This window comes from Pseudomonas sp. SWI7, assembly GCF_006351945.1.
Classification (GTDB): domain Bacteria; phylum Pseudomonadota; class Gammaproteobacteria; order Pseudomonadales; family Pseudomonadaceae; genus Aquipseudomonas; species Aquipseudomonas fulva.
The window spans coordinates 1,234,048-1,251,628 of sequence record NZ_CP040930.1; the positions used below are offsets into that span (position 1 = coordinate 1,234,048).

The 17,581-nt window shown below is 62.4% G+C and carries 14 protein-coding genes, 1 pseudogene and 1 riboswitch; of the genes and pseudogenes, 9 read left to right on the forward strand and 6 right to left on the reverse strand.

The features are described 5' to 3' along the window. Positions 1 to 18: 18 nt before the first annotated feature. Both FH041_RS05530 and FH041_RS05535 read right to left on the reverse strand, forming a co-directional pair. The gene (locus FH041_RS05530; protein WP_140174243.1) at positions 19 to 1,410 is read right to left on the reverse strand and encodes an LLM class flavin-dependent oxidoreductase; all 1,392 of its coding nucleotides are present in this window, start codon (positions 1,408 to 1,410) and stop codon (positions 19 to 21) included. A 14-nt stretch (positions 1,411 to 1,424) separates the two neighbouring features. Beyond that, entirely contained in the window at positions 1,425 to 2,405 is a 981-nt protein-coding gene (locus FH041_RS05535) for an aliphatic sulfonate ABC transporter substrate-binding protein (protein WP_027914897.1), read from the reverse strand. 196 nt (positions 2,406 to 2,601) lie between these two features. On the opposite strand from FH041_RS05535, the gene FH041_RS05540 reads away from it, so the two are divergent. Further along, complete coding sequence (locus FH041_RS05540) at positions 2,602 to 3,483, forward strand: hypothetical protein (protein ID WP_049695899.1); 882 nt, start codon at positions 2,602 to 2,604, stop codon at positions 3,481 to 3,483. A gap of 31 nt (positions 3,484 to 3,514) precedes the next feature. On the opposite strand, the gene FH041_RS05545 is transcribed toward FH041_RS05540, so the two are convergent. Then, positions 3,515 to 4,522 (reverse strand): GlxA family transcriptional regulator, encoded by a 1,008-nt coding sequence (locus tag FH041_RS05545; RefSeq protein WP_132578787.1) that lies wholly within the window; start codon positions 4,520 to 4,522, stop codon positions 3,515 to 3,517. Positions 4,523 to 4,742: 220 nt separating this feature from the next. Between FH041_RS05545 and FH041_RS23095 the strand changes: the two genes are divergently transcribed. From FH041_RS23095 to FH041_RS05560, 3 genes are all read left to right on the forward strand, one after another. Next, positions 4,743 to 4,955 (forward strand): PLDc N-terminal domain-containing protein, encoded by a 213-nt coding sequence (locus FH041_RS23095; RefSeq protein WP_023535666.1) that lies wholly within the window; start codon positions 4,743 to 4,745, stop codon positions 4,953 to 4,955. Positions 4,956 to 5,097: 142 nt separating this feature from the next. Further along, entirely contained in the window at positions 5,098 to 5,526 is a 429-nt protein-coding gene (locus FH041_RS05555) for a RidA family protein (protein ID WP_132578788.1), read from the forward strand. Positions 5,527 to 5,614: 88 nt separating this feature from the next. Continuing rightward, complete coding sequence (locus FH041_RS05560) at positions 5,615 to 6,508, forward strand: DMT family transporter (RefSeq protein WP_140174244.1); 894 nt, start codon at positions 5,615 to 5,617, stop codon at positions 6,506 to 6,508. A gap of 43 nt (positions 6,509 to 6,551) precedes the next feature. Here FH041_RS05560 and FH041_RS05565 read toward each other — a convergent pair whose 3' ends face one another. Further along, complete coding sequence (locus tag FH041_RS05565) at positions 6,552 to 7,271, reverse strand: TorF family putative porin (RefSeq protein ID WP_088523482.1); 720 nt, start codon at positions 7,269 to 7,271, stop codon at positions 6,552 to 6,554. A 162-nt stretch (positions 7,272 to 7,433) separates the two neighbouring features. Beyond that, positions 7,434 to 8,453 (reverse strand): branched-chain amino acid aminotransferase, encoded by a 1,020-nt coding sequence (locus FH041_RS05570; protein ID WP_023535596.1) that lies wholly within the window; start codon positions 8,451 to 8,453, stop codon positions 7,434 to 7,436. Between the two features lie 253 nt (positions 8,454 to 8,706). Next, a riboswitch (cobalamin riboswitch) is annotated at positions 8,707 to 8,920 on the forward strand. Positions 8,921 to 9,019: 99 nt separating this feature from the next. Between FH041_RS05570 and cobW the strand changes: the two are divergent. The 4 genes and pseudogenes from cobW (at position 9,020) to FH041_RS05590 (ending at position 15,528) form a co-directional block, all read left to right on the forward strand. Further along, positions 9,020 to 10,086: pseudogene (cobW, locus tag FH041_RS05575) on the forward strand (cobalamin biosynthesis protein CobW). Positions 10,087 to 10,089: 3 nt separating this feature from the next. After that, a complete protein-coding gene (cobN, locus tag FH041_RS05580; RefSeq protein WP_110606428.1) occupies positions 10,090 to 13,851 on the forward strand; it encodes a cobaltochelatase subunit CobN in 3,762 nt (1,253 codons plus the stop codon). Between the two features lies 1 nt (position 13,852). Then, on the forward strand, positions 13,853 to 14,863 hold the full coding sequence (locus FH041_RS05585; protein WP_140174245.1) for an ATP-binding protein: 1,011 nt from the start codon (positions 13,853 to 13,855) through the stop codon (positions 14,861 to 14,863). Positions 14,864 to 14,982: 119 nt separating this feature from the next. Continuing rightward, on the forward strand, positions 14,983 to 15,528 hold the full coding sequence (locus FH041_RS05590; RefSeq protein ID WP_241015289.1) for a VWA domain-containing protein: 546 nt from the start codon (positions 14,983 to 14,985) through the stop codon (positions 15,526 to 15,528). 101 nt (positions 15,529 to 15,629) lie between these two features. On the opposite strand, the gene FH041_RS05595 is transcribed toward FH041_RS05590, so the two are convergent. Then, a complete protein-coding gene (locus tag FH041_RS05595) occupies positions 15,630 to 15,896 on the reverse strand; it encodes a YcgL domain-containing protein (RefSeq protein WP_140174247.1) in 267 nt (88 codons plus the stop codon). A gap of 341 nt (positions 15,897 to 16,237) precedes the next feature. Here FH041_RS05595 and FH041_RS05600 point away from each other — a divergent pair, with 341 nt between their 5' ends. Continuing rightward, entirely contained in the window at positions 16,238 to 17,560 is a 1,323-nt protein-coding gene (locus FH041_RS05600) for a sigma-54 dependent transcriptional regulator (RefSeq protein WP_027914907.1), read from the forward strand. Positions 17,561 to 17,581: the final 21 nt, after the last annotated feature.

Consider the following 17,581-nt stretch of genomic DNA (forward strand, 5'->3'; position numbering starts at 1 on the left):
GCGCCGAGCATCTACAAATTAAATGTTGGAATACCCGGTATTTGTTTGCTGAATACTCACCTGGCTACCCACATGGTGCGCCGTCAGACGGTCTCCCTCGCCGAACAACTTGTGGCGCAATGTGCCATCGACGTAGCCCTTGGGATAACGGCCACGGCGCTGCAGCACAGGAATGAGCAACTCCACGACGTGGGTCAGGTCATCAGGTTGGACAGCATAGGTGAGGTTGAAACCGTCGATATCGGTTTGATCGACCCACGCTTCCAACTGGTCAGCGACTTCGCTTGGCGTACCGACCAGGACGGGCCCGCGTCCTCCTAGCCCGATGAATTGCGCCGCTTCGCGCACTGTCCATTGGCGGCTAGGGTCAGCCGCCGTGAAGGCTGCCAGGGCCGCACGGCCTGCATCGTTTTCCACGTACTGGATCGGCGCATCAGGGTCCAGGCCATCCAGGTCGATACCGGTCCACCCTGACAGCAGGGTCAGGGCTGCTTCGATGTCGACGAAACTGCGGTATTGGGCAAAGCGTGCCTGCGCCTGCTCGTGGGTGGGCGCGACGATCAGTAACGCCTGGGCATAGATCAGCACATCGTCACGCGTGCGTCCTGCCGCTTCGCTGGCCTGACGAACACCATCGGCGTAGCGCCGCAGCACCGTGGGTGTAGGCCCGCTGATGAACACGCACTCGGCATGCCTTGCAGCGAACTGCTGACCACGCGCAGATGCGCCTGCTTGAAACAAGACGGGGGTCCGTTGCGGAGAGGGCTGGCACAGGTGAATACCAGGTACCTGGAAATGCTCGCCGAGGTGACCGATGGCGTGTACACGGGTTGGCTCGACGTAACGGCCAGTCTGACGGTCCAGCACCAGGGCATCCTCGTCCCAGCTTTTTTCCCAGAGCTTGTAGAGCACCTGCAGATACTCTTCGGCCAGGTCATAGCGCTGGTCATGCCCCAGTTGTCGATCCAGCCCAAGATTACGCGCGGCACTGTTCAGGTAGCCGGTGACGATATTCCAGCCCACGCGCCCGTCGCTGAGGTGATCGAGCGTGGACATGCGCCGGGCAAAGGGGTAGGGATGCTCGTAGGTCAGCGAGAAGGTGACCCCAAAACCCAGGTGCTTGGTCACAGCGGCCATGGCCGGGACCAGCAGCATCGGGTCGTTCACCGGCACCTGAACGCCGCCGCGCAAGGCCGGGCCTGGGCTGCCTTGATAGACGTCATAGATGCCCATTACATCGGCAATGAACAATGCGTCGAACACACCGCGTTCGAGCAGCCTCGCCAGGTCGGTCCAGTAGGCCAGGCGGTTGAAATCGGTGCTGGTGTTGCGTGGGTGGCGCCACAATCCAGGCGATTGGTGGCTGGCAGCATTCATGCTGAAGGCGTTGAAGCGTATAGGGCGGGGCATAGGCTGACCTCGCCTCAGGGCAGCACGGAAGCGGGATAAACCGCTTCGGCTACGTTCAGTTTGCGGGGGATCAGGCCAAGCCCTTGGAAGGTGTCTGCCAACTTCTGTTGTTCGGCAACGATCTCTGGCGTCACCGGCACGGCGTTGTAGTTGCGTCGTTGACTCGCCACCTCCAGTACATCGGCGTTGATGCCAAGCTGCGGTGCCAGCAATGCGGCGACGTCGGCAGGTTTGTCATTGGCCCACTGGCTGGCTTTGGCCAGTTCGCTGAAGAATGTTCTGAGCAACGCCTTGTTGCTGTCCGCGAAGTGGGCGGTGGACAAATAGAAAGTGCGATTATTGGTCAAGCCGGTCCCGTCACGCAGGTTTTTCAGCCCTGGCTGACGCTCTGCTGCAGCCAGGAACGGGTCCCATAGCGTAGCGGCCTGAACGCTGCCTGACTGCAGCGCGGCTATCGCGTCGGCTGCGTTGTTGACGTACGCCGGGGTGATGTCCTGGTAACTCAGCCCTGCCTGTTGCAAAGCCACGGCCAGCAAATACTGGGCATTCCACCCCCGGCCAGTGGCCACGCGCTTGCCCTTCAGATCCTGCACGTGCGTGAGAGTGTCCTGCTGGCGCACCACCAGCCCGATCCCACGTGGATACGGCTGTTCAGCAGCCAGGTAGACCACGGATTTGCCGGCCGCCTGGGCAAACACCGAAGGCGCATCGGCAGCGTGCCCCACGTCGATGGCACCCGTGCTCAACGCCTCGAGCAACTGAGGGCCCGCAGCAAACTCATGCCAGCTGACGCTCACCCCTTGAGGGGCAAGGACCTTTTCCAGCGCACCGCTGCCTTTGAGGATGTTGAGGCTGTTGAATTTTTGGTATCCGATGCGCAGGGTGCTGTTTTCCCCCGCCTGGGCCGGTCCGGCTAACAGCAGGGCGCCGGTAAGCGAGGCCATTAGCCCTCCCAGTACTCGCCGACGTAGTGATGAAAAGAGGGGGTGGGGCATGGCGCGATCCTTGATGTTCAGTTCAACAGGAGCACCAGAAAATAAGCACATGAGCGCGCTTCTTCAATTTTTTTATTACTAATTATTAGATTGTTTAGTTATTTTTATATCCTTTTGTTTTGTAATCAGTTGTGCGCTGTCGACGTTTTTTTCACATCCCGTTGGTAGCATTCCTAGCAGAATCAAGGAGTTCTCCATGTCTACCTTCCTGCGCACACGCAGCACTCGCATCGTGCTAACCGCTACCACTGGCCTTGTAGTCGCAACCCTCGGGTTTTTCGCCTGGCAAAGCTTCTACCCCGTGCAAGCCGCCTCGGGCTGGCAGGTCGAGGTCGTGCACCGCAATGTGGACAAGGCTGCGTCACTGCTTCCCCAGGCCGACGGCAGCCTGTTGGTCAGCCAAGAGCTGGACGATGGTCGCGGCAGCATTCTCAAGATTGCTGCGGACGGTGAGCGCGAAGTGCTCGTGGACAAGCTGTCTAAGCCGGACGGCATGGTGGCGGCAAGAGGGGGCTGGGTCTTCAGCCAGGAAGGTGGCCTGGCGCCGGTGAGTCTGGCGGTCGATGGCCACGTCACACCACTTTTCGAGGGCATTGCGGTACAGGGCCTTTGGAACGAGGGCAACCACCTTTTCGCCATCGAAGACCGCAAGGGTGATGGCCGCTTGCTGCGCTATGACTGGCGCAGCGGCCAGGTGGACGTGTTGCGTGCGGGCCTGACCGAAGCCGAAGGTTTGACCCGATGCGGGGGTGGCCGGCTACTGTATACCGAGAAAGCCGAAGGGCAGGTCCGGGCGCTGTCCAAGGATGGCAAGGACCCTGTGGTGATCGATGGCCTCAACAACCCTACATTCCTGTTTTGCGACCAGCGTGGTCTCTGGATCAGTGAAGACAACACTCACCGGGCGCGGCTGCTGCGCATAAAGCCCGATGGGACTCGCCAGACCGTGCTCTCGTTTCTCAAGGCGCCGCAGTCGATCGTGGCCGATGGCAGCGGTGGTTACTGGCTTGCAGAAGGCGGACGTGATCGCGTGCTGCACCTGACCCCTCCAGCGCAGCCGGCCGCTGCGTCAAACTGAAGTCTGAAAAAAGAGTCGATGACAGCAGCCATCAATCCCCCAGCCGCTGCTCACGCGACGGGGGATAGCCGAAGTAGGCGGCGTAGCATTTGCTGAAGTGCGACACCGAGACGAAGCCGCACGCTACCGCCACCTCCATCACCGAGAGATCGGAGTACTGCAACAGGCGGCGACTCTTGGTAATGCGAAGTTCCATGTAGTAACGCCGGGGGGAGGTGCCCAACTGCGCCTGGAACAGGCGGTCTATCTGGCGTCGGGACCGGCCGCTGTAAGCCGCCAACTGGTCCAGGCTGAGGGTTTCTTCGAGGTTGTTTTCCATCAGCTCGACGATGGTGCGCAGGTGCAGACTCATCGACTTCTTGGCCCCGGGACCCACTTGGCGATAGCGCGCACCAGAGAAGGACAGAATCTCCTCGACGCCCTCTGCCAGGCCATCACCGTACAGCCGTCGTACCAGTCCCAGCATCAGTTCCATCGCCCCGTTTGGGCTGGCGGCACTCAGCCGGTCCCGGTCGAGGGTAAAGCTTGCAGGCGTGATACGCGTCTGCGGGCTACGTTCGGCAAGGCTGGCACGTTGTTCGGGGTGAACGCTGCAGCCGTAGTCATCCAGCGCTCCGGCGCGCCCGAGAAACCATGCGCCATTCCACAAGCCGCCCAGGGCCGTCCCGTGGGAAGCGCAGTCCTGGAGCAAGCGGTCGAGTTCAGGGTATTTGAGCGGCGTGCGTAAGCCGCCGCAGACCACCAGCAAGTCCAAGTGCTTGAGGGCGGTCGCCGAAAGCTCGGTGGTGATCAACTCGAGCCCCAGGTCACTCAGTACGCGGTCACCGGCAAGCGACAAGGGCGTGAATTGGAAGCTGTCGGCGCGCAAAAGGTTAGCCGTGACCAGTACGTCCATGGCCACGGTGAAGCTGGCCATGGAAAAGTGTTCGAGCAAAACGAAGTCGACCCGATAGGGCGCTTCAACGCTGGCGCTGCTGGTCTTTAACCGCAGCATGTTGCTGGTGCTGCTCTTTTTGCTGAACTGACGGGGTGTGGACACGCTGGACTCCGCTTCCTGGCTTCGCACCAAAGTGTGGCCGGTGCCCTTTGGAAAGACAATCGGCAAGGTGGCTGGCGCCAATGTGCAGGTCGTGTTCAGGCATGCGCTGGGCGTCGGCCTGGGGCAGGGAGGTTGCATGCGTGCTGGCGCCGTTCAAATCCAACGGAACCCTAGGTGTTATCGGGGAATCAATAGGGTAAGTGCCAATGGGAGGAAGCTCATGGAAATCGGAACGATTTGGTTCGTGGTGGCAATCATCTTGATTTTGCTGGAGATCTGGGCGATCTGGCACATCATGGGCAGCGATCGGCGCGCCGAGCGCAAGATGCTGTGGATTGTGTTCGTGGTGTGGGCACCGTTTCCTGGCCTGCCGATCTGGGCCTGGCGCGGGCCTCGCGCGGTCAAGGGCAAGGCTGTATTGGAAGAGAAGTGAATCGCGGGCCAGGCGCGGGGGCGTCTGGCGGCATCGCTGCTGTAATTCTACTGTCACGCTCAGGGCCGCTTTCGGCCCTTGACCTCAGGTCTGCTTGAGGTTGGATACTCGGCGTTCATTCCACAGACCGAGAGCCAATGCCATGCAGACCTCCGCCTTTGACCTGAGTAACCCTCAATCGCTGTATGACCCCAGTGGCAACGGTTACTCCCATGTGGCTGACGTGATTTCCGGGAGCAGGCTGCTGTTCATCGCGGGTCAAGGTGGGGAGCAGGTCAGTGGAACGCTGTCCCCTGATTTCGCCGTCCAGGCTCGACAGGCCATTGCCAATCTGGCGCTGGCCTTGTCCAGCAAAGGCGCGGGTCCTGAGCACGTGTGCAAGCTCACACTGCTTATCGTCGATCATAGCCATGCACGCCTCAAGCAATGGGTGGACGCCGTAGACCGCGCCTGGGGCCAGGCTACCAAACCTACCTGCACGCTCATACCGGTTCCGCGACTGGCCCTGGACGGGATGCTAATCGAGGTGGATGCCGTAGCGGCGCTGCCCGCCTCCTCCCAAGGTAGGTAGCGCCAACGACTCGCTGTGTAGTAAACCTCTAATCAGGTTTGCGCCTTCCTGCGCGATGAGCACAGCAGTTCTCAGAGGTGACCACACCATGAGCACGACCTCTTCCCCGATCGACCGGCCGTTACTGAGCGCCTGGTTCTGGCCGGCCATGTTCAGCTTGATGGCCTTCGCCGCCAATTCGGTACTTTGCCGGCTGGCGCTCAAGGATGGCGCCGTCGACGCCATCACCTTCACCGCACTGCGCCTGGGCAGCGGCGCCTTGTGCCTGTGGTGGCTGGTGCGGCTGCGCAACCCCTGTTCAGGGGCTGCCGGCAGTTGGAGAGGCGGTCTGGCGTTGTTTTGCTACGCCTTTCTGTTCTCCATTGCCTACCTTGATTTGAGCGCGGGCGTAGGGGCATTGCTCTTGTTCGGTGCCGTTCAGCTGACCATGTTCAGCGTGGCGGCGGTGCGTGGAGAACGGATCAGCCTGCGCGCGTTGTCAGGCATGCTGATGGCTTTTTCAGGCCTGGTCGTTTTGCTCCTGCCTGGCAGCCACGCATCTACACTGACGAGCGCCTTGCTGATGGTAGCCGCGGGCATGGCATGGGGTCTCTATACCTTGCTGGGCCAGGGGTCACCTCGGCCGCTGGCGGACACGGCAGGCAACTTCGTTCGCAGCGTGCCCTTCCTGGCGTTGTGCACGCCGCTGATCGCTCTGGGTGCCGAGCTACGGTTCTCGACGGCCGGCGTGTTCTTCGCGGTGTGCTCTGGGATGCTGGCATCGGCGGCAGGTTATGCCGTCTGGTACAGCGTGGTGCGGCGCATCAGCGCTCAACAGGCCGCCACGTTGCAACTGAGCGTCCCGGTGATCGCCGCGCTGGGTGGGGTGTGGGTGATCGGTGAGGCGCTGTCGCTACGTGCCATGGGTGCCTGCGCGATAGTGCTGGGTGGGGTGGCTATCGCTGTAACGGCTCCCCGTCTACAGGCACCGACACAGGCTTGAGGTGGCCCAATGGTCGGCAAAGCCTGAGCATGAGCAGGCTTGCCTAGAAGAAACTGCGCTGGGCCTTGAGTGTCACCACGCTCTCGCAATAGGTGTTGATCCCCGAATAAGCATCGCAGCCGCCACCGGTCAGGTTCGAGTCGCTGTAGATGAGGTTCAGGTCCAGGCCCAACCAGGGGCGCGACAGCTGCATGGACCAGTCGGAGAAACCGTTGACCTGGCTGCCGTCGCCAATCGTGAACGGGGTGCCGAGCCGATGATGTGCAAGCTTGACCGTCAGGTCGGCATTGAGCAGGGGAACCTGCCCGAAATCGGCATACAAGGTGCCGATCCGGTTGCTTGGATTGTCACGCAATGCCCCGCCGAAGCGGCTGCCCATGATCGAAATCCCCCCATACAGCGCATGGCTCTCTGCGCCTGCGATGTTGGGTTGGCTGTAGTGGATGACGCCGATCTCGTAACCCAAGGTACTGTCGAAGTGATGCTTGTAGCCCACGTAGTTGTCGACCCGCAGGGTGGACCCTGGCGCCACGCCCATGCTGGGTGTGTACTGCCCTACGTACCACCCGCTGGTGTGACTGAAGTCCAGGCCGCCATGAAAGGCGCCGGTAGCGGCTGGGGAAATAAGCCCCTGGGCCATGCTGCGGGTAGGGGTCGTACTGAGGGTAAAGTCGAAGTCGCCCACTTCACGTTTGATCTGCTGGGCCAGGAGCGTGGGGCTGAACAGCAGGGCCGCGCTCAGCACTAGAAGGGGCCTGATCATGGTCGGCTTCCTGAAGGGCTTGCAGTAGAGCCTTGAAGGATACCGGGCCTGGCCCCAGGAGGAAACCTCATGGCCTGCTCAAGTACGCAATTGCCTGTCGCGACGTGCAAAAAAAGCGCGCTCCCTGAGGAGCGCGCCTTGGACATTGCGCAGCTTCGGTGATCAGGCCACTTTCACGATCCAGCCTGCCGGCGCTTCAATGTCGCCGCTCTGAATGCCGGTCAGCTCGTTGTAGAGCTTCTGGGTAACGGGGCCGACCTTCTCAAGGTCGTGGAACACATGCAGCTTGCCGTTATACTCGATGCCGCCGATGGGGGTGATCACCGCCGCGGTACCGCAGGCACCTGCCTCGATGAAGCGATCCAGCTGGCTGATTTCCACATCCCCTTCGATGACAGTCAGGCCCAGGCGAGACTGCGCCAGCTCCATCAGGGACAAGCGGGTGATGCCGGGCAGTACCGAAGCCGACTTGGGCGTCACGAATTCGTTATTGGCCGTGATGCCGAAGAAGTTGGCCGAGCCCACTTCCTCGATCTTGGTATGGGTCAACGGGTCGAGGTAGATGGCATCGGCGAAGTTGGCCTTTTTCGCCTCATAGCCTGGCTGCAGGCTGGCCGCATAGTTGCCACCGACCTTGGCAGCGCCGGTACCTTGCGGGGCAGCCCGGTCGAAGCTGGAGATCTGGAAGTTGTGGGGCTTCATGCCGCCTTTGAAGTACGAGCCTACCGGGATGGCGAAGATGGAAAAGATGAACTCCGGCGCGGTGCGCACGCCAATGTTGTCACCCGTGCCGATGACGAATGGGCGCAGGTACAGGGCGCCTTTGCCATGGGGTGGCACGAAGCGCTCGTTGGCCTTGACGACCTGCTTGCAGGCTTCGATGAACACATCTGTAGGCACGTGGGGCATCAGCAGGCGCGCGCAGCTGCGCTGCATGCGGGCAGCATTCTGGTCGGGGCGGAACAGGTTGATCGAGCCATCCTTGCAACGGTAGGCCTTCATGCCTTCGAAGCACTGCTGGCCGTAATGCAGGGCCGTGGAGCCTTCGCTGATATGCAGCACGTTGTCTTCGGTCAGGGTGCCTTCATCCCACGCGCCATCGCGCCAGACAGACAGATAGCGTTTATCGGTCTTGATGTAGTCGAAGCCGAGCTTGTCCCAGTTAATGCTTTCGTTGCTCATGACACCCTCGTTGTCTTGCAAGTGCCCACGTTGGGGCTGCTGTTATATGCGCACACGCCACCTTAATACATCTTCGCCGGATCGGAAATGTCCTATCACGACTTGGTACCCGGCCCCGCAAGGTGCAAGTAGCTGTCGAGTCTTAGCGCATCGAGCTGCACCTAGTCGTGATACGCACTCTGTGCGAACCAGAAGATGCTCGCCGCGGCGTCCCCACAGCCTCGACAACGGTTGACCACCCGACGGCCACTGCGTAGCCTTGGCCGTTCGAGGTTCTTCGGCCAGGCCGGAGCTAAGACGGGAACGCGGTTCAAGCCGCGGCTGCCCCCGCAACTGTAGGCACCATCGATGAGTCGACACTGCCACTGCGCCAAGCGCGGGAAGGCGTCTTCTCCCAAGCCCGGTCCTGATGACCGTGCCTGGCGCAGGTGCAAGCCAGGAGACCTGCCTCGCAACGTTTTCGACTTTAAACCGGGCGGGGTGATCCGGTGGCGAACATGCCCGGCCAGTCTGGTCGACGGCACTCGTCCTGCATGCCCACGCCATTCTGCCAAGGGCACTGCAACATGAAAACACTGGCCAAGCTCCCCGTTACCATCGTCACCGGCTTCCTGGGCTCGGGCAAGACCACCCTGTTGCGCCACATGCTCGACAATGCCCAAGGGCGACGCATCGCCGTGATCGTCAACGAATTCGGCGAGCTGGGCATTGATGGCGACATCCTCAAGCAGTGCAGCATCGGTTGCACCGAAGAAGAGGCCAATGGCCGCGTGTACGAACTGGCCAACGGTTGCCTGTGCTGCACCGTTCAGGAAGAGTTCTTCCCGGTGATGCGCGAACTGGTGGCGCGCCGCGGCGACCTGGACCATATCCTGATCGAAACCAGCGGCCTGGCTCTGCCTAAGCCACTGGTCCAAGCCTTCCAGTGGCCTGAGATCCGCACTGCCTGCACCGTCGATGCGGTGATCACCGTGGTCGACAGCCCTGCCGTTGCCGCAGGCACTTTCGCCGCCTACCCGGACCAAGTCGACGCCCAGCGCAAGCTGGACCCGAACCTGGACCACGAGTCCCCCTGCACGAGCTGTTCGCTGACCAACTGGCCAGCGCCGACCTGGTCGTGTTGAACAAAGCCGATCTGATTGACGCTGACGGCCTGGCCAAGGTACGTGCCGAGGTCGCTGAAGAGCTGCCAGCGGCCGTCAAAGTTATCGAAGCCAGCAGTGGCAAATTGCCGCTGGAGGTGTTGTTGGGCCTGGGCGCCGAGTCCGAGCAGCACATCGACGCCCGCCCGACCCACCACGATGCCCATCACGACGGCGATGACCATGACGATCATGACCATGATGCCTTCGATTCCATCTCCATCGACCTGCCCGAATCCGATGAGCGAGTGCTGATCGAGGCGCTCAACCAACTGGTGGTCGAGTACGGCATCCTGCGCGTCAAAGGTTTCGCCGCCATTGCCGGCAAGCCGATGCGCTTGCTCATCCAGGGGGTAGGCACGCGCTTTGACAAGCACTTCGACCGCGCCTGGCGTGCCGAAGAACCGCGCATCACACGCCTGGTGCTGATCGGTCAGGACCTTGACCCTGCCCAGCTCGAAGCGCGTCTGCGCCAGGCCTTGGGCGCCTGACCCATGCACCTGCTGCGGACCCAGCCCGGCGGCTTCGTGCCGGACGACAGCATCGCCGACCTCGGCCAGACCCCTGCCGAACTGGTTATTCTCTGCAGCGGTGATTCGCACCTGGCCCTGCTCGCCGACAGCGCCGAGCAACTGCCCGGCGACTTCCCAAGCCTGCGCCTGGCCAACCCCATGCAGGTGCAGAACCACGCCTCGGTCGACCTTTATGTCGATCAGGTCTTGCAGCATGCCAAGGTCATTCTGGTGTCGCTGCACGGCGGCGTGGGGTACTGGCGCTACGGCGTGGAACAGTTGGTCACGCTCGCCGCGCGCGGCGTGCACGTGATCCTGGTGCCCGGCGACGACCGTCCCGACCCGGAACTGACCGGGCTCGGGTCCGTGCAGGGGGCGCAAGCCGAGCAGTTGTGGCACTACCTGCGCCAAGGTGGCAAGGCCAACGCACTCAACCTGTTCTATTACCTTGCCAGTCAGTGGCTGGACCGTGACTATTGCTGGTCCGAGCCGCGGGCGTTGCCCCGCACCTCGGTCTACCACCCTCAGGTGGGCAGTGGGGCGCTGGAGGACTGGTTCCCACACTGGGATACCGATTATCCGGTGGCGCCAATACTGTTTTATCGTTCGCACCTGCAGGCGGCGAACACGGCCTTCATCGATGTGTTCTGCCAGCGCCTGCAGGCAGCAGGTTTGAATCCGTTGCCCATTGCGGTAGCCAGCCTGAAGGAAAGCGCCTGCCTGGAACAGGTTGAGGCATGGCTCGACATTGTCGGCGCCGAGGTGGTGCTCAATACCACCGGTTTTGCCCTGTCCAGCCCTGAGCGTCCTAACCTGCGCCCGCTAAGACGAGACATCCCTGTGTTGCAGGCCATTTGTGCGCAGGACAACCAGCCGGGTTGGGAGGCCAGCGAGCAGGGCTTGGGCGCACGTGACCTGGCCATGCACATTGTGCTGCCCGAACTGGACGGGCGCATCATCACACGGCCGGTCAGCTTCAAGGACATGGCCTGGCACAGCGAGCGCAGCCAATCGGATGTGGTGTGCTACCGCGCGCACCCCGAGCGCATGGATTTTGTGGCCGAGCTGGCACGGCGCTGGGTGACCCTGGCGCGCCAGCCCAATGCGCACAAACGCGTGGCGTTGATTCTGGCCAACTATCCCACGCGCGATGGGCGCATCGGCAATGGCGTTGGCCTGGACACGCCGGCTGCGGCGCTCAATATCTTGCGTGCGCTGCGCACTGAAGGGTACCCGGTCAGCGAGCTGCCCGAGAGTGGCACCCAGCTAATCCATCACTTGCTGGGCGGTGTGACCAACGACCTCGACCACATCGACCAACGGCCCTGCGCCCAGAGCATGAGCCTGCTCGATTACCAGGCAGCCTTCGACCGCCTGCCTGCCGCCAACCGCAAGGCGGTACTGGAGCGCTGGGGGCCACCCGAGCAAGACCCGATGTTCCGCGAGGGCCGCCTGATGGTGGCAGGGGTGCGCATGGGGATGACCTTCGTCGGCATCCAGCCAGCACGTGGTTATCAGCTAGACCCCAGCGCCGTTTATCACGACCCGGACCTGGTGCCACCCCATGGGTACCTGGCGTTCTATTTCTGGCTACGGCATGGGTATGCCGCCGACGCCGTCATCCATGTCGGCAAGCACGGCAACCTGGAATGGCTGCCGGGCAAGGGGGTAGGGCTGTCTGATACATGCTGGCCGGATGCGCTGCTCGGCCCGCTGCCTAACATCTATCCGTTCATCGTCAACGATCCGGGTGAGGGCGCGCAGGCCAAGCGGCGCACGCAAGCGGTGATCATCGATCACCTGATGCCGCCGCTGACCCGCGCCGAGACCTATGGCCCGCTGCGCCACCTGGAGCAATTGGCCGATGAATTCTACGAAGCACAACTGCTCGACCCGCGTCGCGCCCGGGAGCTGCAACGCGACATCCTCGAACTGGTCAGGACCCATCACATCGACCGGGAATTGCAGCTCGAAGGGCAGCTTGACGATGCAACCGTCTGGTTGCCACGCCTGGACACCTACCTGTGCGACCTCAAGGAATCGCAGATCCGCGATGGTTTGCATGTATTCGGCCAGTCGCCCGAGGGCCGATTGCGCCTGGATACGCTGCTGGCACTGCTGCGTGTCGAGCGTGGCGATGGCCGTGGCGGCAATGCGAGTGTGTTGCGCGCCCTGGCCAAGGCACTGGTCCCCGGCTTCGATCCGCTGGACTGCGACCTTGGGCAACCCTGGGAAGGCCCACGGCCTCTGCTACTGATGAACATCAGCGACCAGGCCTGGCGCACGGCCGGCGATACGCGCGAGCGCCTCGAACTGCTGGCATTGCAGGTTATCGAAGGTGCGCTCGACGGCTCGCTGCCAGCGTTGGAGGTGGAACTTGGAGCGCCCGTCCAGGCCGTTGTCGATCATCTGCTCGCTACAGTGGCGCCGAGCCTGGACGCCTGCGGCGCCGCCGAGATGAATGGGTTGCTTGCAGCGCTAGCTGGGCGCTTCGTGCCGGCCGGTCCTAGCGGCGCACCCAGCCGTGGGCGGCTTGACGTGCTGCCCACAGGCCGCAATTTCTACACCGTCGACGTGCGTAACTTGCCGACCACGACAGCGTGGCGGCTAGGCTTTACGTCGGCCAACCTGATACTCGAACGTCATTTGCAAGATCATGGTGACCACTTGCGTCAGCTCGGGCTGTCGGTGTGGGGAACCGCGACCATGCGTACCGGTGGGGACGACATTGCCCAGGCCATGGCGCTGATGGGCGTGCGCCCAGTGTGGGCCACCGGCAGCCAGCGGGTCGACGATTTCGAGATACTGCCACTCAGCCTGCTGGATCGTCCGCGGGTGGACGTGACGCTGCGGGTGTCGGGTTTCTTCCGGGACGCCTTTGGCAGCCTGATCCGCCTGTTCGATGCTGCCGTCCAGGCCGTGGCCGGACTTGATGAGCCCGATGATCTTAATCCGTTGGCTGCGCGCGTGCGCGGTGAGCGTCTGGCCTTGCAGCAGCAGGGCCTAGACGCTGAGCAGGCGGCTCGACAGGCCGGTTGGCGCGTCTTCGGCGCCAAGCCCGGTGCCTATGGGGCTGGCATCCAGAATGCGATTGATGGGCGGCTGTGGCAGACCCGTGAAGACCTGGCCGAGGTCTACCTGAACCATGGCAGCTATGCCTATGGCGCCCAGGACGAGGGGACGCCGGCCAGGGCGCAGTTCGTCGAGCGCCTGAGCAAGGTGCAGGCAGTGCTGCAAAATCAGGACAACCACGAACATGACGTGCTGGATTCCAATGACTACTACCAGTTTCAGGGCGGCATGCTGGCGGCCACAGAAACGCTGGCCGGCGCGTCCGTGGCCAGTTACCACGGCGACCACAGCCAGGTGGACCGACCGCGCATCCGTACATTGAAGGAAGAACTCAACCGCGTGATCCGCGCGCGCGCGCTGAACCCCAAGTGGATCGATGGCGTCAAACGCCACGGCTACAAAGGGGCGTTCGAGATGGCGGCGACGGTCGACAACCTGTTCGCCTTCGACGCCACGACGCACCTGATCGACGATCACCATTACCAGTCGCTGGCCGATGCCTACGTGCTGGACCCGGCGACCCGCGACTTCATGCGCGAGCACAACCCGCAGGCGCTGCGCGACCTCACCGAGCGGCTGATCGAGGCGCAGCAACGCGGCCTCTGGCAGTCCCCCGGCGAGTACCGCGATGCCCTGGAAGAACAGCTGCTCGATGGCGAGGAACAGGCTTGAAATGAACGACGCTGCACAATTTCCCCTGGCCGCCGTAGTGGGCGCCGACGATTTGAAGTTGGCCCTGTGCCTGACGGCCATCGATCCCAGGATCGGCGGGGTGCTCATCGAAGGCCCGCGTGGCATGGCCAAGAGCACCCTGGCCCGCGGCCTGGCTGACCTGCTGGGCGATGGGCCTTTCGTGACCTTGCCGCTGGGCGCCAGTGAAGAGCGCGTGGTGGGCACACTCGATTTGGATGCCGCACTCGGGCAGGGCAAGGCGCAGTTCTCCCCCGGCGTGCTGGCCCAGGCCAATGGTGGCGTGCTCTATGTCGATGAAGTCAACCTGCTGCCGGACACCTTGGTCGACCTGTTGCTCGATGTCGCCGCCAGTGGTACCAACCGCATCGAACGCGACGGCATTTCCCATCGTCACGATGCCCGCTTCGTCTTGATCGGGACCATGAACCCCGAGGAAGGCGAGTTGCGCCCTCAGCTACTCGATCGCTTCGGTCTGAATGTGGCGCTCGACGGTCTACCCGCGCCTGATGCACGGCAACAGATCATCCGGCGCCGGCTGGCCTTCGACCATGACCCCCTGGCGTTTTGTGCCCAGTGGGCACCGGCCCAGGAGGCCTTGCGTAAGCGCTGTCAGGCAGCGCGCCAGGCGCTGGACGACATTGCACTGGATGACCGGACCTTGGCCAGCATCACCGAACGCTGCTTCGCCGCTGGAGTCGATGGGCTGCGGGCCGATCTGGTGTGGCTGCGCGCGGCCCGCGCCCACTGCGCATGGCGCGGGGCGGCGGCCATCGAGGCGGCAGATATCGATGCGGTGGAAGATTTTGCCTTGCGCCATCGCAGGCAATCGCCCGCCCAGGCTACTGCGCCCGCAGCGCCCGAGCAGCCGCAGTCACAGACCGGCAACAGCTCGGCCGAGAAGGGCGGGCAGGGGGACTGGGGGTCTTTGGCCCCGCAGCCTGTGGCAAGCGGGCCAAGGCGTGAGGTGCCGAACTGGGCAAAAAAGCCCTGAGCATCCGTCAGCCGGCCAAGACGACGGGTGCGCAAGCAGGCAAGGGCGCGCGCTCAGGTGCAAGCCGCGGTCGAGCCCAGGCAGCCAGTGCTGGCCGGGTCGCCTGGTTACAAAGCCTATTGAAGGGCCGGCCCAGGCACCGCGACGATTTATGCTGGCACACCCGCAGGGGCGCACCGGCCCAGCTATGGCTGATCATCGTCGATGCCTCCGCTTCGACACGTCGTCATCAGGCGCTCGCGCACACCAAAGGACTATTGGCCACGTTATTCGACCATGCCTACCGCCAGCGGGCACGGCTGGCTTTATTGACGGCAAGTGGCAGTGCCCCACAATGGCAGCGCCATGGGCTCAAAGCTTCGGCGGCGCTGCAACCCTGGCTGCAGGCGCTGGGCGCGGGAGGCGGCACGCCGTTGCTGCCGGCGCTGGAGCAAGCAAGGCAGTGGCTGGGCGCGCGGCGCAAGGCCCATCCTAACGAGGAAGTACGCTGCCTGGTGTTCACCGACGGCCGCCTGCAGCAATGGGGTACCGTCGAGCCCTTGCCGTGCTGCACATTGCTGGTGGACATGGAACTGACACCGGTCCGCCTGGGCCGTGCTCGCCTTCTGGCACAGCAATTGGCAGCGGACTATCAACACCTGCTAAGTTTCGAAGCGGTGAAGTAACAGCGGTATGGTGCGGCAACAAGTCGCACGCAAGAAGGGTAAACAGGGACGGCTGGAAGTGCATGTGCGTGGCAGAGCACGCACATGTCGAAGCTGTTCATTTACTTGGGCATCGACCACGGCTGCAGGTGGTAGCCTTTTTCACAAAGTTCAGCGCGTACTTCTTCGATCAGGTTAAGCCACTGGGCTTTGTCAGAATAAGTTTGCGAGGTTACCTGCTTGCTGCCGATGCGGACGCTGGTACGGTCGATGACCGCCAGGCTCAGGTCGCCAGTGCCGTTGGGGGCGTCCCAGGCCACGCAATGGAAGGGTTCGAAGGCGTGGTCGGCGATCAGCAGTGCTTCGTTGACACGGAGCGGGGCATTCATGGTTCGGTCTCTCTGTGGTCCCAAACATTCAAGTGACGTCCGCGTTGCTTCAAGGTCGCCTCATGTATCGCGAAATGCAGCGCGGGGTTATGTGTACTGATGCTCGACAACCGGCATCGAGTCACATGGGTACAGCAAAATAATCAACGATTATTCATTTTTCGTTCTAACGCGCCCCATGTGAGGACGTTACCCATCGAAAATTCCCCCGCCAAGTTACGAAAAGCCGTATTGGCAGACAAACGGTCATAGGCACCGTCAACTTCATTGCTACTGTTATTCGGGCGCCACAACTTACTGTTTTACTTCAAGAAACCAATACTTGGCGCCAAGGATCGGTCATGCAACAAACCGCAGTGCAACGCCGCCTGCTCATCGTCGATCCTTGTGACGATTGCCAGCGCCTGACGCCTGGCTTGCTAGAGGCTGGGTGGGATGTCGACAGCTGCACCTTGGCGCAGGCATTGGAACATCGCTGCGATGTAGGCGTATTGCGCCTGGATGAGGCGCATCTCAAACACCCGGACGTGGTCAAGGACATGATCAAGCGCAGCAACACCGAGTGGATCGCGGTGCTGAGCGCCGAACAACTGCGCTCCCCGGCCTTCGGGGATTTCGTCTGTGAATGGTTTTTTGATTTCCATACCTTGCCCTTCGATGAGTCGCGGGTACAGGTCACCCTGGGCCGGGCCTTTGGCATGGCGCGGCTGCGTGGCAAGGGCACGGTCAAGGCGCTCGACACCCAAGACGAGTTGCTGGGCGAGAGCCGGCCGATTCGAGAGTTGCGCAAACTGCTGGGTAAGCTGGCACCGACCGAGTCGCCTGTGCTGATCCGCGGCGAAAGCGGCACGGGGAAGGAGCTGGTGGCGCGTACGCTACACCGCCAATCGCAGCGTAGTGGCCAGCCGTTCGTGGCGATCAACTGCGGGGCCATCCCCGAGCACTTGATTCAGTCCGAACTGTTCGGGCACGAAAAGGGGGCATTTACAGGTGCCCATCAACGCAAGATCGGCCGCATCGAAGCGGCTAACGGCGGCACGCTGTTTCTCGATGAAATAGGCGACCTGCCGCTGGAGTTGCAGGCCAACCTGCTGCGCTTTCTCCAGGAAAAGCACATTGAGCGGGTGGGGGGCAGTCAGCCAGTACCGGTGGATGTGCGGGTGTTAGCCGCCACCCACGTGGATTTGGAGAGGGCCATCGAGCAGGGCCGCTTCCGGGAAGACCTGTACTACCGCCTGAACGTGCTGCAGGTGGTAACCGCTCCGTTACGCGACCGCCATGGCGATTTGCCGATGCTGGCCAACCATTTTGCCCATTTCTACAGCTTGGAAACCGGCAGGCGGCCTCGCTCCTTCAGTGAGCATGCGCTAACGGCAATGGGGCAGCACGATTGGCCCGGTAACGTGCGTGAATTGGCCAACCGGGTGCGCCGCGGGCTGGTGCTTGCCGAAGGGCGTCAGATCGAGGCCAAGGACCTGGGTTTGCAGCCATTTGCGCAACAGCCGCCGCTGGGCACCCTGGAAGAGTACAAGCACAAGGCCGAGCGCCAGGCGTTGTGCGATGTGCTGGACCGTCACAGCGACAACCTCAGCGTTGCAGCCAAGGTGCTGGGCATCTCACGGCCGACCTTCTACCGTTTGTTGCACAAGCACCAGATTCGCTGAAGGCGCAGGCGGCGTACGACG

Excerpts from the sequence above, each read along its gene's own strand:
- FH041_RS05595 (WP_140174247.1), bottom strand. The coding sequence starts at position 15,896 with ATGAATGCCCCGCTCCGTGTCAACGAAGCACTGCTGATCGCCGACCAC.
- FH041_RS05530 (WP_140174243.1), bottom strand. The coding sequence starts at position 1,410 with ATGCCCCGCCCTATACGCTTCAACGCCTTCAGCATGAATGCTGCCAGC.
- FH041_RS05600 (WP_027914907.1), top strand. The coding sequence starts at position 16,238 with ATGCAACAAACCGCAGTGCAACGCCGCCTGCTCATCGTCGATCCTTGT.
- FH041_RS05555 (WP_132578788.1), top strand. The coding sequence starts at position 5,098 with ATGCAGACCTCCGCCTTTGACCTGAGTAACCCTCAATCGCTGTATGAC.
- FH041_RS05535 (WP_027914897.1), bottom strand. The coding sequence starts at position 2,405 with ATGCCCCACCCCCTCTTTTCATCACTACGTCGGCGAGTACTGGGAGGG.
- FH041_RS05560 (WP_140174244.1), top strand. The coding sequence starts at position 5,615 with ATGAGCACGACCTCTTCCCCGATCGACCGGCCGTTACTGAGCGCCTGG.
- FH041_RS05565 (WP_088523482.1), bottom strand. The coding sequence starts at position 7,271 with ATGATCAGGCCCCTTCTAGTGCTGAGCGCGGCCCTGCTGTTCAGCCCC.
- cobN (WP_110606428.1), top strand. The coding sequence starts at position 10,090 with ATGCACCTGCTGCGGACCCAGCCCGGCGGCTTCGTGCCGGACGACAGC.
- FH041_RS05585 (WP_140174245.1), top strand. The coding sequence starts at position 13,853 with ATGAACGACGCTGCACAATTTCCCCTGGCCGCCGTAGTGGGCGCCGAC.
- FH041_RS05540 (WP_049695899.1), top strand. The coding sequence starts at position 2,602 with ATGTCTACCTTCCTGCGCACACGCAGCACTCGCATCGTGCTAACCGCT.
- FH041_RS05570 (WP_023535596.1), bottom strand. The coding sequence starts at position 8,453 with ATGAGCAACGAAAGCATTAACTGGGACAAGCTCGGCTTCGACTACATC.
- FH041_RS23095 (WP_023535666.1), top strand. The coding sequence starts at position 4,743 with ATGGAAATCGGAACGATTTGGTTCGTGGTGGCAATCATCTTGATTTTG.